The organism is Enterococcus sp. DIV0210g (assembly GCF_050559705.1).
Taxonomy (GTDB): domain Bacteria; phylum Bacillota; class Bacilli; order Lactobacillales; family Enterococcaceae; genus Enterococcus_B; species Enterococcus_B faecalis_A.
Map to the genome: position 1 here is coordinate 2068242 of NZ_CP187903.1, position 13032 is coordinate 2081273.

The 13032-nt window shown below is 38.5% G+C and carries 15 protein-coding genes and 1 other annotated feature; of the genes, 5 read left to right on the forward strand and 10 right to left on the reverse strand.

All coding sequences use genetic code 11. The annotated features are described in order from the left end of the window. Positions 1–127: 127 nt before the first annotated feature. The 6 genes from IGI64_RS10045 to IGI64_RS10070 all read right to left on the reverse strand — a co-directional run bounded on the left by IGI64_RS10045 (position 128) and on the right by IGI64_RS10070 (position 4977). Entirely contained in the window at positions 128–976 is an 849-nt protein-coding gene (locus IGI64_RS10045) for a MetQ/NlpA family ABC transporter substrate-binding protein (protein WP_016623211.1), read from the reverse strand. Positions 977–992: 16 nt separating this feature from the next. Beyond that, complete coding sequence (locus IGI64_RS10050) at positions 993–1679, reverse strand: methionine ABC transporter permease (protein WP_016623210.1); 687 nt, start codon at positions 1677–1679, stop codon at positions 993–995. Continuing rightward, positions 1672–2706 (reverse strand): methionine ABC transporter ATP-binding protein, encoded by a 1035-nt coding sequence (locus IGI64_RS10055; RefSeq protein ID WP_034861538.1) that lies wholly within the window; start codon positions 2704–2706, stop codon positions 1672–1674. Before IGI64_RS10055 ends, IGI64_RS10050 begins: the two co-directional genes overlap by 8 nt. A 72-nt stretch (positions 2707–2778) precedes the next feature. Next, positions 2779–3027: a binding site (T-box leader), on the reverse strand. Between the two features lie 60 nt (positions 3028–3087). Then, the gene (locus IGI64_RS10060; protein WP_429940363.1) at positions 3088–3426 is read right to left on the reverse strand and encodes a glycine cleavage system protein H; all 339 of its coding nucleotides are present in this window, start codon (positions 3424–3426) and stop codon (positions 3088–3090) included. After that, positions 3408–3785 (reverse strand): arsenate reductase family protein, encoded by a 378-nt coding sequence (locus IGI64_RS10065; protein WP_429940364.1) that lies wholly within the window; start codon positions 3783–3785, stop codon positions 3408–3410. The genes IGI64_RS10060 and IGI64_RS10065 overlap by 19 nt, the downstream gene beginning before the upstream one ends. Before the next feature lie 4 nt (positions 3786–3789). Then, positions 3790–4977 carry an FtsW/RodA/SpoVE family cell cycle protein gene (locus IGI64_RS10070; RefSeq protein ID WP_016623206.1) on the reverse strand — a complete coding sequence of 396 codons (1188 nt, stop codon included), beginning with the start codon at positions 4975–4977 and terminating at the stop codon, positions 3790–3792. 945 nt (positions 4978–5922) lie between these two features. On the opposite strand from IGI64_RS10070, the gene IGI64_RS10075 reads away from it, so the two are divergent. Then, complete coding sequence (locus IGI64_RS10075) at positions 5923–6966, forward strand: YeiH family protein (RefSeq protein ID WP_429940365.1); 1044 nt, start codon at positions 5923–5925, stop codon at positions 6964–6966. A gap of 66 nt (positions 6967–7032) precedes the next feature. On the opposite strand, the gene IGI64_RS10080 is transcribed toward IGI64_RS10075, so the two are convergent. Beyond that, positions 7033–7500, reverse strand: coding sequence for a methylated-DNA--[protein]-cysteine S-methyltransferase (locus IGI64_RS10080; RefSeq protein WP_016624962.1), 468 nt, complete (start codon positions 7498–7500; stop codon positions 7033–7035). A 272-nt stretch (positions 7501–7772) separates the two neighbouring features. On the opposite strand from IGI64_RS10080, the gene IGI64_RS10085 reads away from it, so the two are divergent. The 4 genes from IGI64_RS10085 to IGI64_RS10100 all read left to right on the forward strand — a co-directional run bounded on the left by IGI64_RS10085 (position 7773) and on the right by IGI64_RS10100 (position 10532). Then, entirely contained in the window at positions 7773–8708 is a 936-nt protein-coding gene (locus IGI64_RS10085; RefSeq protein WP_429940366.1) for a glycosyltransferase family 2 protein, read from the forward strand. Positions 8709–8832: 124 nt separating this feature from the next. Then, positions 8833–9036, forward strand: a complete 204-nt coding sequence (locus IGI64_RS10090; RefSeq protein WP_016624964.1) for a hypothetical protein — start codon at positions 8833–8835, stop codon at positions 9034–9036. A gap of 136 nt (positions 9037–9172) precedes the next feature. Further along, positions 9173–9772 (forward strand): class I SAM-dependent methyltransferase, encoded by a 600-nt coding sequence (locus tag IGI64_RS10095; RefSeq protein WP_429940367.1) that lies wholly within the window; start codon positions 9173–9175, stop codon positions 9770–9772. Between the two features lie 31 nt (positions 9773–9803). Next, on the forward strand, positions 9804–10532 hold the full coding sequence (locus IGI64_RS10100; protein WP_429940368.1) for a hypothetical protein: 729 nt from the start codon (positions 9804–9806) through the stop codon (positions 10530–10532). A 56-nt stretch (positions 10533–10588) separates the two neighbouring features. Here the strand turns inward: IGI64_RS10100 and lepB are convergent, their stop codons facing one another. The 3 genes from lepB to IGI64_RS10115 all read right to left on the reverse strand — a co-directional run bounded on the left by lepB (position 10589) and on the right by IGI64_RS10115 (position 12654). Next, on the reverse strand, positions 10589–11158 hold the full coding sequence (gene lepB / locus IGI64_RS10105) for a signal peptidase I (RefSeq protein ID WP_016624967.1): 570 nt from the start codon (positions 11156–11158) through the stop codon (positions 10589–10591). Positions 11159–11404: 246 nt separating this feature from the next. Next, positions 11405–12175 carry a DUF6681 family protein gene (locus IGI64_RS10110; protein WP_429940369.1) on the reverse strand — a complete coding sequence of 257 codons (771 nt, stop codon included), beginning with the start codon at positions 12173–12175 and terminating at the stop codon, positions 11405–11407. Further along, on the reverse strand, positions 12172–12654 hold the full coding sequence (locus IGI64_RS10115; RefSeq protein ID WP_429940370.1) for an A-agglutinin attachment subunit precursor: 483 nt from the start codon (positions 12652–12654) through the stop codon (positions 12172–12174). The genes IGI64_RS10110 and IGI64_RS10115 overlap by 4 nt, the downstream gene beginning before the upstream one ends. Between the last annotated feature and the right edge of the window lie 378 nt (positions 12655–13032).

Here is a 13032-nt window from a genome sequence, read left to right on the forward strand (position 1 = left end):
TTTTGTTTTCTATGATTGTCTGAATCAGCTTTATACCTTTAGTGAACAAAAGAAAACAGCAAAACAGAAAAACTGTTTTGCTGTTTTTTTTTATTGATTGAAGCCGAACAGATTGCTCACAACCTCTTTATTTAGAGTCTGCCGGCACTGGCTTCACAGAGCCGCCCCATTTTTCAGTGATCCAATCTTGCACTTCTTTTTCATGCAATACTTCGATCAATTTCTTGATCTTGTCACTGTCTTCGTCGCCTTTACGTGTTGCAATAATATTGACATATGGTGAGTTGTCTTCTTCTAAAAGAACAGCATCTTCCAATGGATTCAAGCCAGCACCGTAGGCAAAGTTCGCATTGATTGCGACTAGATCGCCTTCGTCATTTTGATAAGTTGAAGCAAGCAGAGATGGATCGATCGTGTGGTTGAATTTCAAGTTTTTAGGATTTTCAGCAATATCGTCAAAGGTTGCTGTTTCCAAATCCACGCCATCTTTTACTTTTACTAAATCAGCATCTTGAAGGATCGTGATGATACGGCCCCAGTCAGATTCTGAGTTTGATGTAATGATCGTTGCGCCATCTTTCAATTCAGAGATGTCTTTGATTGATTTTGAATACAAGCCCATTGGTTCAATGTGAACCGCTCCGGCATTGACAAAATCATAGCCTTTTTCTTTGATTTCTTTATTTAGGTAAGGGATATGCTGGAAGTAGTTCGCATCGATATCGCCTTCTGATAATGCTTGGTTTGGTAAAACATAATCATCGAATTTCACGATTTCAAGATCAATACCTTCTTCTTTTAGAAGAGGTTTTACATGTTCAAGAATTTCTGCGTGCGGTGTTGGTGATGCGCCGACTTTTAATGTCGTATCATCTGAAGAACTGCTGGAAGAAGAACTGCTGTCGCCATTTCCGCATGCTGCTAAACCAACTGTAGCCAAAAGTATTGCTGCAAATCCAAAAATCTTCTTTTTCATATCCGTTTCCCCCTAATTATCTTTTATCTGTTTTCTTCGCCAAGAAATCACCGATTCCTTGAACTATAAATACAATGATCAGAATAATGATCGTTGCGACAAATGTCACTGTCAGATTTCCACGCTGGTAGCCTTCCTGCCAGGCTAATCCGCCTAGACCGCCAGCGCCGATCGCACCTGCCATCGCAGTAAATCCGATCATCGAAATCGTTGTGACAGTTAAACCAGAAATCAATGCTGGGACGCTTTCTGGAATCAATACCTTCCAAATGATCTCCCAATAACTTGCGCCCATTGCGTCAGCTGCTTCTAATACACCTGGGTTGACTTCGCGAAAGGCGATTTCAACAAGTCGTGCATAAAACGGTGCAGCGGATAAAACCAATGCTGGGATCGCTGCTTGAGCGCCAAGCATAGTACCTACGATTGCTTTGGTAAAAGGAATGATCAGAACCATCAAAATCATAAATGGTGTAGATCGGAAAATATTACTGATGATTGAAACAATGCCGTAAACCACGCGTGCATAAGGCTTTTTCTTACGTCCAATCGAATAAAGGATCAATCCTAAAATAAGTCCGATAACTGTTACTAAAACCATTGATATCAATGTCATATACAATGTATCTATAATGGCTTGTCTCATCGTGTCTGGGTTGATTTGGCTAAAATCCAAATACGTTTCGCTAAAGCTTTTATCCACGATGGATCACCTCCACTCCAACACCTTGATCTTTGAAGAATTGTTCTGTTTGATCAAGTGCTTTTTCATTTCCTGTCATCAAGATGGTCAAAGAACCAAATGATCCTTCTTTTACCTGTTTGATTTTTCCATAAACGACATTGATATCTGTGTCGTATTGGCGAATCGCTTGTGAAATCACCGGTTCATTCGCATTTTGCTCGTTGAATGTCAAAGTAACTAAGCGGCCAGTTGGATTTTCTTTGATAAATTCGGCTAACAATTCAGCAGAATCGGCTTCTGGTTCAATGTCTTGTTGTACGAATCGTTTGGTTACTTCTTTTTTAGGATTACGGAAAACAGTTAATGCGTCGCCTTCTTCTACAACTTTCCCTAATTCCATAACGGCAACTTTATTACAGATTTTGCGTATTACGTTCATTTCATGTGTAATCAAAACAATTGTCAGATTTAATTTTTTGTTGATTGCTAATAATAAGTCTAGCACTTCTTCTGTTGTCTGAGGGTCAAGGGCGCTTGTCGCTTCGTCACACAAAAGGATCTCTGGTTCGTTTGCTAATGCTCGCGCGATACCCACCCGTTGTTTCTGACCGCCAGATAATTGAGAAGGATACGCATTTTCTCTTCCTTCCAAACCAACCAAACGCAGTAATTCTTGTGCGCGTTCTTTTCTTTGTGCTTTTGGCACGCCGGCTAATTCTAAAGGCAGCTGGATATTTTCTAAAACAGTCCGAGACCACAATAGATTGAAATGCTGGAAGATCATACCGATTTTTTTACGGAAATTGCGCAGATCTTTGTTTTTCATTTTTGTGATATCTTGGTCTTTGACGATGACTTCTCCGCTCGTCGGTAATTCCAATCCGTTCAATAAGCGGACCAATGTACTTTTTCCGGCTCCTGAGTAACCAACGATCCCATAGATATCTCCTTTTTGGATTGTCAGCGACACATCATTGACGGCTTGGACAAGACCGTTTTTGGTGCCAAAGCTTTTTTCAACATGTGTCAGTTGGATCAATGACATACTTTTCACATCTTTCTTTTTTCGATTTTTTTGGAGACACAAAAAAGCTTCCGCCCTTCTTGCCAAATAAAGCAAAAGGACGAAAGCTGAAACTTCCGTGTTACCACCTTGATTTGTTACTATCTCACAATAATAACCTTATCCAGTACTTGAGATACTCGCATACTGTCGCGCTTTAACGGGCGCACCCGTAGCAAGTTCGCTTCCGCTCGCTTACTCTGCTCTAAGACCATCTTCCATCTCACTTTCGCTGCCCATTCTCAGCATACAGGGCTCTCTTTGAACTTCCATGACATGTACTCTTCTTTTCAAAGCTTTTCTGTTATTAAAGTCGATTATAGCAACTGGCATTTAAGGTGTCAACTTTTTTCCGTTTACTAATTATAATTTATCGAACTCTTCTGGATCTACGTCTTTGAAACTTAGGATCCAAGCATTCATTTCATCTTCGTCGTTCAAGATGTTGATATCTTCGTCGATTTTTTCATTAACAGAAGAAACCGTTCCGCTGATTGGGCTGGCAAATTCGCTAACTGCTTTTTCTGCTTCGACTTCTAGCAAAGCATCACCAGCTTTGAACGTTTTGCCGATTTTAGGCAAGTTGATATAGGTGATTTGTCCTAAATCTTCTTGCGCTTCTTTTGTTAAACCAACACAGTATTCTTTCCCATTAAATAAGATCCAAAGATTGTCTTTTTTCTTTAAATGTTTTCCTGCCATGATTCATTCAGCACTCCTTCATACGATTTTTCGTTGAAACCAACGGCTAAAATCTGATTTTCTTTTGCCAGCAGCGGCCGTTTGATCAGCATGCCGTCTGTTGAAAGAACTTGACTTGCTTCTTTGATTGAAAAGCCGTCGATTTGATCTTTTAACCCTAACTCGCGATATTTCATTCCGCTTGTATTGAACAAACGACGTATCGGCAGATCACTTTCTGAAAACCACGCTTCGATTTGCGCTGCTTCAGGTACGTTTGTGATCATGTCGACTATTTGGAATTCGACTTTTTGATTTTCCAGCCATGCTTTTGCTTTTCGGCAGGTGGAACATTTCGGGTACGAGTAAAGTGTGTACACTTTGTTACCTCCTTGATGTTTTTTCAGCTGGTTCCATTTGATAACGCATCGACATGATCAATCCGATGCCGATCATGTTTCCTAAAATCGAAGAACCGCCTTGACTGATAAATGGTAGTGGAATACCTGTTAAAGGAAGTAAGCCAATGTTCGCCCCGATGTTCTCAAATACGTGGAACAGCAACATCATGATGATACCGCTGGCGACATATGCATAAAATTCGTTGTTCGTATCAAAGCAGACACGGATCATTCGGTAAATCAAAACAAAATACAAGAAGATAACAAAAGCTCCGCCTATGAAGCCAAAGTTTTCGCCGATAACCGTGAAAATCATATCTGATTCACGAACAGGCACATACACATGGCTGACATTGAATCCTTTGCCGAGTAATCCGCCAGAACCTATAGCAATCAGCCCTTGCGCCGGTTGATAACTCATTCCGGAAGTATCATGGAAAGGATCAAGCCACGAATCAATACGAGCAAATTGGTAAGATTTGAACCCGATATTGTAAAGCATGTCTCTTCCGCCTTCTGTCATAACTAAGAAAATAGTTCCGGCACCCACAAAAGTCGCGAATGCTATAACCGGCACAATGATTTTCCATGAGATACCCGACATCAAAAAGACACCGCCGAAAATCGCCAAGAATACAAGCATCGTCCCAAAGTCATCTTGAGCCATGATCAATGCCAATACTGGCGCTGTCACGATCAGAAGTTTGGCAATCAGCCAAAAATCATTTTTCATCGTCCGTTCTTTTAACTGTGTGTTATGTTTTGTTACAACTAATGCTAACATCAATATATACGCAATTTTCATCAATTCCGCCGGCTGGAACGTGAACGAACCAAAACTAAACCAGTTTTTTGATCCCGTCGAAGCAGCCAGCGCTCGGTCATAGAATTTCAGCAAGAGTACCATAACCGCTAAGCCAAGCCCATAAAGATATGGAGTCAATTTCCAAAGCCATTTAGAATTCAAATGCATGATCACAATGATTGCGATAGAGCCTACGATATACCATACGACTTGCATGCCAACGCCGCGCCAAATCGAAGGATTGTTTGGATCATGACTAAGTGCTACATAAAGTGAAAGCAAACCGATCAAGCATAAAATAAAGACCGGTAAAATTACGCCGTAATCAATCCGATTATCGACAGAGATTCTCTTTTTCTTTTCCATGTTTCATCCCTTTTCTTAAAAAGCCATACTGTTGTTTATTATAGCGGTCAACAGCTATAATTGAAAGCTAAAGCAAAGGACATTTGGGAAAAAATTAATTTTTGCTAAGAGGTTGTGAAAAAGCTGTTCAGCCTCAAGCATTAAAGAAGAATCCACGAAAATAGCTTCTCATATTTTAGTGGATTTTGAATTAATGCCGCAGAGGCTAGCTTTTGAACACCGTTTAAGAGAGGTTGCAAGCAAAGCGTTATGACCTGAGCAATAAGACTCTTTTTAGAGAGAAAATGGCTTTTCACATTTTTTCTCTAAAAAGCTTATTGCCGAAGGTCAGCTTTGTGAACACCGTTTAGATAGAGGTCGTAAGCAGCATGTTCTGCTTCAAGAATTAAGAATGACAAATTAGAAATAGCTTCTCATATTTTTAATTTGTCAGACTTAATTCCGTAGAAGCAATGCTGTGAACACCGTTTAAGAAAAGTCATGAAAAAACCGCTTAGCTCCGAGCATTAAAGAGGAAATACGTAAAATAGCTTCTCAGACTTTTGCGAAAATTTGACTTAAGGCCGAGAAGCAGCTGAGTGAACACCGTTTTAGAAGAGGTCGTAAGCAGCATGTTCTGCTTCAAGAATTAAGAATGACAAATTAGAAATAGCTTCTCATATTTTTAATTTGTCAGACTTAATTCCGTAGAAGCAATGCTGTGAACACCGTTTAGATAGAGGTTGTGAAAGAACCGCTTAGCTCTGAGTATTAAAGAGCAGCCTTGCAAACTCCTTCTAAATTAGAAGTTGCAGTCGAACTTCTCTACCTGACCTTTTCTAACGCAAAATCATAGCAAGTTTTTTCTTTATAACCTTTGCTTATAACAGCTATAATAATTATTTGTTTTTATTTATACGAAAAATACTTATAATAAGGATTGAAGAAATGAAAGGACGTGAAAAAATGAAAGAACATACAACAAATCATTCGGAAATTTTCTGGCAAAATACAAAAAAAATCTTACCTGGTCTTGGTCTTGCTTTTGCTGTCGCAGCCGTCAGCCGCATTCTTGCATTGGCAGTTCCAAAACTTGGTGCAGCGACAATTGCCATTTTATTAGGAATTCTTTTGGGAAATACATTTTTTAAACAACCAACTCTAAGCGTTGGAACCAAATTTGCAGAAAGCAAATTGCTGGAATGCTCAGTGTTCTTACTTGGTGCTACCGTTACTGCCCAAACCATCACACAAATTGGAGGTAAAGGTATCTTATTTATTCTTATCCAAATGACTTTGACGATTTTCGGCGCTTATTTATTAGGAAAGAAATTACAATTCAGTGATGCTTCTTCTTTGATGATGGCTGGCGGAAACGCGGTCTGCGGATCTTCAGCTATTGCCTCTATTGCTCCTTCGATCCATGCCAAAGAAGAAGAAAAAGGACAGATCATTACATTGGTCAACCTTTTAGGAACTGTGATGATGCTGACATTACCATTTTTAGGCTTACAGCTTTTTGGTGATAATCTTTTGGAAAAAAGTGCGCTTTTAGGCGGAACATTGCAGTCAGTCGGACAAGTTGTCGCTGGTGCAAGTTTGCTTGACAGCTCAGTTGTGGAATTTTCGATGCTATTCAAAATCTTCCGGATTATGCTGTTAGTGGTGGTCGTTTACACCTTTGAAAAATTTATGCAGCGCAAACATCCTTCCATGAAACCAGCTGCTTTAGGTGAAAACAAGAAGAAAAAACTACCGCTTCCTTGGTACGTTCTCGGCTTCGTCCTTTTCTGTCTTGTAAATAGTGTGTTTTCTTTACCAGCGTTTATCGATGAGAGTGCTCATTTTATCAGCAACTGGTTTGAGATCACTGCTTTGGCTGCGATTGGATTGCGTTTAGACTTTGCAAAATTCTTGAAAGAAGGTCCTCGCTTCTTGCTTTACGGCTTAGCTGTTGGGGCTGGACAAACGATTTTGGCCGTTGTATTGATCCAATTGATCCATTTATAATCATTCCCGCAAAAAATGCAGAAACCATGACATGGTTTCTGCATTTTTTCTTTACTATTTTGCTTCTTATCCCCAAAGAGAGAGGCCTTCTAAGGCAAGTAATTGTTTCTTGATCTGCAATCCTTCTTCACCTTTTCCCATGTAGCCTGTCAACTTTCCATTCTTCCCAATGACACGATGACAAGGAATCACGATAGGCAAAGGATTCACACTGTTTGCTTGGCCAATCGCCCTGATAGCTTTCGGACGCTCGACAGAAACTGCGACTTCCTGGTAATTACGTGTTTCGCCATATGGTATCTTTTCTAGCGAATACCAAACACTTTGCTGAAAACTTGTACCGACTTGAATATCTAAAGGCAGCTGAAAATCTTTTCTTTTGCCTTCTAAATAATCAATCAATTGATGCTTTGCTTCATTCAAAATCTCTTGGCTGGCTTCAGGACTTTCATCAATAGGAGAAAAAGAAACACGTGTTAGACCTTTGTCGCTGGCATTGATCCATAGATCCCCGATAGTTGTTGTGATTTTCATATATTTTTTGCCTCCAGCTGAATGCTAAAGACAAATGCCCTCCTTTATATAAACTGGTGCTGCATAATAATATACGCAATCTCAGTGTTTTGGTTTTTGATTATACGATATCCAGCAAAAAATTTCAGCAATTTATTCGTTTCTGCTATACTCGGAGTGTATCATATTTAAAAGGAAATTAAAAAAGCAGATTGTTTAAAAAAAACATCTTTATTTTTTTATAAACTTCTAGTATGTTGGATACATAGACTATTGATGATAGAGGGAAAAATATGAAAATTTCAATTGTAGCGCCGTGTTTCAACGAGGAAAAAACGGTTCCTATTTTTTTTGAAGAAATGGAAAAAATAAAAGGAGCCTATACATTTGAATATGTATTTGTGAATGATGGTTCTAAAGATAACACTTTGAGCGTACTAAAAGAGTTATCTTCAAACTATCCATATGTGCACTTTATTTCTTTTTCCAGAAATTTTGGGAAAGAAGCAGCTTTATACGCCGGTCTTCAAGAATCGACGGGTGATTTGGTCACAGTTATGGACGTGGATTTGCAAGATCCCCCCGAATTGCTGCCGGAAATGATTGAACGGATCACAACTTCTGATGTAGACTGTATCGGAACAAGACGTGCAGATCGTACAGGCGAGCCGCCGATCCGCAGTTTCTTTGCGAAAACTTTTTACAAATTGATCAATAAAATCAGCTCGACAGAAATGGTCGATGGGGCTCGGGACTTTCGTCTGATGACCCGTCAAATGGTTGATTCTGTGTTGGAACTGACAGAATATAATCGTTTCTCAAAAGGCCTATTCAGTTGGGTAGGTTTCAAAACAGAATATATTTCTTTTGAAAACCGTGAACGCGTGGCTGGTGAGACTTCTTGGTCTTTCTGGAAATTATTCAGTTATTCGATCGATGGTATCGTCAATTTTTCTGACGCTCCCCTAACACTCGCTTCTCTGATTGGTGCTCTTTCATGTTTTGGTTCTGGTATTGCACTGATTTTTATTATTCTTAGAGCATTATTCTACGGAGACCCTACTGACGGCTGGCCTTCAATGGTTTCGATCATGCTGTTTATCGGTGGTATGCAGCTTTTATGTTTAGGGATCATCGGAAAATACATTGGCAAGATTTTCTTGGAAACAAAAAAACGTCCAATCTATATTGTCAAAGAACGTGATAAAAACAAACAAACAGATCAATAAAAAAGAGCGCAATGCGTCTCTTTTTTTGTTTATTGTTATTTTTTGTTCTTTTCCGAGTGATAATAGTTGTACTTTCCGCCCTCTCTTTCTATAATAAGTTATATTTTATAAAGGGGTCCTTAACATGTTAGAAATTTTTTTTAGTAAAAACGGTATTGACGAAGAACAAATCACTTATACTAAACCAGCTGATTTTTTAGCTGCACAATATTTGGAAGTACCACCTTTTGAAGACCATTACAAAGTGACTAAAGCGCTGATCGATGGTCAAGAAATCGAATTAGCGGATAAAACGATCTTAGGACTATTCAATTATCTAAATAAATAAGAAATTATTTTGCTTGTTTCCAATGGCCTCTTAAATAATGGATTTTTTGTCCATTTTTAAGAGGTCGTTTCTTTTATAGTCATCGTTCTTTTGTTATAATGAACGATCAAATCATACTTACAAGGAGCGGAATAAATTGGCAAATAAAGAGATTTTTGACCGTTTAGCAATGCAATATGATACTCCAGACCGAATCAAATTGGCCCAAACCATTACTGCTGAAATCAAGAAATATTTGGGAGATACTTCAGAAAAAACATTGATTGATTACGGCAGCGGAACTGGTTTAGTTAGCCTTCCTCTCAGTTCCAGCTTTCGCGACGTCTTTTTGATGGACGCTTCTCCTGTAATGATGGAAGCAGCAGAACAGAAAATCCAAGCAGCTGAGGTGACAAATGTCCATACGGTGACCGCTGATTTGTTAAAAGAGCAAATCGATGTCAAAGGTGATATTATCCTTGTTTCTCTCGTTCTTCTGCATATCCCAGAGACCGAAAAAATCTTGCGAGAACTTTTCCAGCACTTGAACCCTGGCGGCACGTTGATGATTGCAGATTTCGATAAGAATAAAAAAATCGATCATCCAAAAGTCCATAATGGGTTTGAGCAAGATGAATTACAAAAATTGCTTTTAAAAACTGGATTTTCTGAATCAGAAAGCCATACTTTTTATCACGGTGAAAAACTATTTATGCGTGAAGACGCTTCCTTATTCCTTTCGATTAGTATAAAATAAAGGTTACGCTAATAAAAAGGAGTGGAGTCGCATGTCATTGATGATTGAAAAAACAATTCCTATGCTGCCTGCAAAAGATTTCAAAGAGACCCTTCGATTTTATAAAAATCTGGGTTTTGTGAACGATTATGAAAATGAAAAACGTTCTGGCGGTTACGCTGTCCTTCGGTATGAAAGGTTTATTTTTCATTTATTCGCCTACAAAAAGCTTGAAATCCCTACCCCAGTGAATATGATCAGCGTCCAAGTCCAAAATTGTGATACTCTGTACGAAGCATTTCAGCAACAATTTTTAGAGAATACACAGACAAAACTCAAGCGTACCGGCTTGCCTAAAATTAGTTTGCCGCGCGATTTGAATTCAGATCGTCGATTTACCATAACTGACCCGAATGGCAATCATTTTTTCTTTTTTGAACCTTATTCTAAAAAAGAAGACCAATCAAAAAGCCGTTTAGAAAAACTTTACCGCGAAAGCAATACGCTTGCCTATTCCCACGAAAGTCCGATTGAAGCTATAAAAATGATGGAAAAAGGAATCGAAAAAAGCGATTTGACAAAAGAAGAACCTTTGACCGTCTTTCGCTCTTTCCTGCTTTTGGCCGATATGTACAATCTGCTTGACCAAACTGACTTAGCAGAAGAAAATTGGCAAAAAACAAAAGCTTGGTATGAAAAAGTTTCGCCTGACCAGCTTTCAAAGGATGATCATTTTTATTTCAATGTATTGATGACTAAATTCAGCGATTCAGCTCATTAAAAAAACTGGTACCAAAAATCAGAGAACGCTGATTTTTGGTACCAGTTTTTTATTTTTTATATTGTAGAGATTTCATTCAACGGCCAATAGCGGAAAACAACTTTTCCTTGGATCAGATCTTCGTCCACAAGACCGAAAATCCGGCTGTCTTTTGAAATCAGTCGGTTATCTCCTAAAACAAGATATTTCCCCTCTGGCACAGTATATTCAAAATCACTCGTAAATTCTGTTGAATTTTCCGCCTGTGTTTGGAATGCTGTGTTGTACGAATATTCACTCTGCAGTTTATCATCTGCAAATTTCTTTTTGAACTCATCTAAATAAGATTCGTCATATTTTTTTCCATTGATGATCAGCTGGTCGTTTTCCATTTTAACGGTATCGCCAGGCATCCCAATGATTCTTTTGACGATCATTCTTGACTCGTCTTCTGGTTCTTTGGTTGTGATGATATCAAACCGTTCGTACTTCGAGATTTTGGAAGAAATCAATCGTTGTCCATCATTCAACGTTGGGTCCATAGAATGACCATTTACAGTTACTGGTGTAAAGACGTAGACTCGTGCTAGCAAAATCGCTGCTAAGACAAGGATAAGGATTCCCCAATTTTTCAAAAAATCTTTCACTTCGTAGCCTCCAATTTTTAAACTATTATTATTTACAGATTTGAAATGTATGCTTATCCTTAATTTTACAGGTTTTAGCTCATAAAGAAAAGGAATTTAAATTTCCGTGAACGAGGAAATCTAAGAAAAAATTTCTGCTATAAAAAACTAGAGCCTTGGATTTCAAAAAACATGAAATCCAAAACTCTAGAATTTCCGCTTCACTTTTTCTAATAGTATAGCGCATCATTCTCTTAAAAGAAGCATTTATGCTCTTTTTCTTCTTTGGCTTCTGCTGTAGATTTCTGCTTCTGCCGCTGTGCTGGTTTCTCTTTTTGCTACAAATTTCAAACGATAAGGTTCGTGGTACCGAAGTCCATCTTTGACGAAATCCCCGCCCATGATGAACAATCCTACAGGTTCAAGCGGCCCTTCATTTTCTTTCAAAGTGATCACGCCGACTTCTTCTAAATCAGAATAACTACGTCCAATCTTCAAACGGTAATCTGTATCAGAGACTTTTTTCACGTAATAATACGGATATAACGTATTCCGATCAACCAAAAATCCATCCATCCGGCCTAGATTATTGACCTTGATTTGTCCTTCTTCAATCAGATAACGCATATTATCTGCTAATTTTAATTGGTAATCTTCATAATAATCGACATCGATTTCTTTCGTTGTTACTTTATCAAGACTTGCACCTGAATTGCGGTCTGCTTCTGTTTGGATGTTGAATGCTTCATCTGGAAGATATTTAACAAACAATTGTGTGACATCTGCTTTTGAATTCTTATCAAGAAAATAATAAAAGATATTCAATGCAGTAAAGTAAAGCAGAACTAGAAATACCAATCCGTACAAGAAAAATTGCAGATAATTGTGGTTTTGCCATAAGCCAAAAATGATCCTTAAAATATACAAGGTCGGAATGACACTTAAAACCGTGTATCCTCTGTTCAAATATTTAGGACTGATATCTAAATAGCCTAAAAATTTATGCACACCATTGATCAAATCTAATAAAAAGGTCATTCTGTATCACCTGCCTGCTGCTCATACTGTTGGTTATATTGCTGATTATTCGTTTGTGCATCTGCCGCGCCTTGATCCGCTTGTGAGGAAGGTTCTTGCGTACTAGATGTTGGCGAATCTTGCTGTGTATCGCCTGTTGTGTCAGCTGCATCATTTCCTGCAACAGTCGCTGCCGTACTTGTATCGGCTTCCTCTGTCGTTTCCTGTTGTGTTTCTGTATTTACTGTATATGTGTCTGAAGTGCCGGTATCTGTCGTCGGATCATACGTGTTTGATGTTACCGGGATCTCACTTGTTGTCTGTTCGGTCGTTTCCGTAATAGAGCTGGCTGGCTGTTCGCTTGTTGTTTGTTCAGTCGTTGCTTTCCCAGCATTTGGATTTCGATAACTAGAACTATTCACTACGCCAGTTGCAGTAGCAACAATTGTCGAAATCGTCAGTACAGCTATCGGTTTTAAAATTGGTGCTACTTTTCGCATGCTATCTCTTCCTTATCCTCATTTTTTGTTTCACTTAGTAACTTATATTTTTAACATAGTTTGTTTATTTTTTTCTTACATTTTTGTGAAGTTTTCTTAGCATTTTCTTTTTCCTATATTACATGCTGAATACTAACATCTTTTTTTCTTTTTGTTAAGGGGCAAAAGGATAGCGGAAATTCTATTTTTTCGCGTATACGCCAAAAAAGCATTTTTCTAAACCACTTTTTCCAAAATAAAAAAGTAATAGATCGCTAAAATTGGGGTTTGGGAACTGCAACTGTTATACTATTAGAAAGAATGTCTTACAGGAGGAGCATTTCGTGGAATTTCAATTTTTTTTCAGGCGAGCAAAGCGGCGTTTTCGGCGGTTCGTCA

Coding starts and splice junctions, on each gene's coding strand:
- IGI64_RS10045 (WP_016623211.1), bottom strand. CDS start 976: ATGAAAAAGAAGATTTTTGGATTTGCAGCAATACTTTTGGCTACAGTT.
- IGI64_RS10055 (WP_034861538.1), bottom strand. CDS start 2,706: ATGTCATTGATCCAACTGACACATGTTGAAAAAAGCTTTGGCACCAAA.
- IGI64_RS10060 (WP_429940363.1), bottom strand. CDS start 3,426: ATGGCAGGAAAACATTTAAAGAAAAAAGACAATCTTTGGATCTTATTT.
- IGI64_RS10070 (WP_016623206.1), bottom strand. CDS start 4,977: ATGGAAAAGAAAAAGAGAATCTCTGTCGATAATCGGATTGATTACGGC.
- IGI64_RS10075 (WP_429940365.1), top strand. CDS start 5,923: ATGAAAGAACATACAACAAATCATTCGGAAATTTTCTGGCAAAATACA.
- IGI64_RS10080 (WP_016624962.1), bottom strand. CDS start 7,500: ATGAAAATCACAACAACTATCGGGGATCTATGGATCAATGCCAGCGAC.
- IGI64_RS10085 (WP_429940366.1), top strand. CDS start 7,773: ATGAAAATTTCAATTGTAGCGCCGTGTTTCAACGAGGAAAAAACGGTT.
- IGI64_RS10090 (WP_016624964.1), top strand. CDS start 8,833: ATGTTAGAAATTTTTTTTAGTAAAAACGGTATTGACGAAGAACAAATC.
- IGI64_RS10100 (WP_429940368.1), top strand. CDS start 9,804: ATGTCATTGATGATTGAAAAAACAATTCCTATGCTGCCTGCAAAAGAT.
- IGI64_RS10110 (WP_429940369.1), bottom strand. CDS start 12,175: ATGACCTTTTTATTAGATTTGATCAATGGTGTGCATAAATTTTTAGGC.
- IGI64_RS10115 (WP_429940370.1), bottom strand. CDS start 12,654: ATGCGAAAAGTAGCACCAATTTTAAAACCGATAGCTGTACTGACGATT.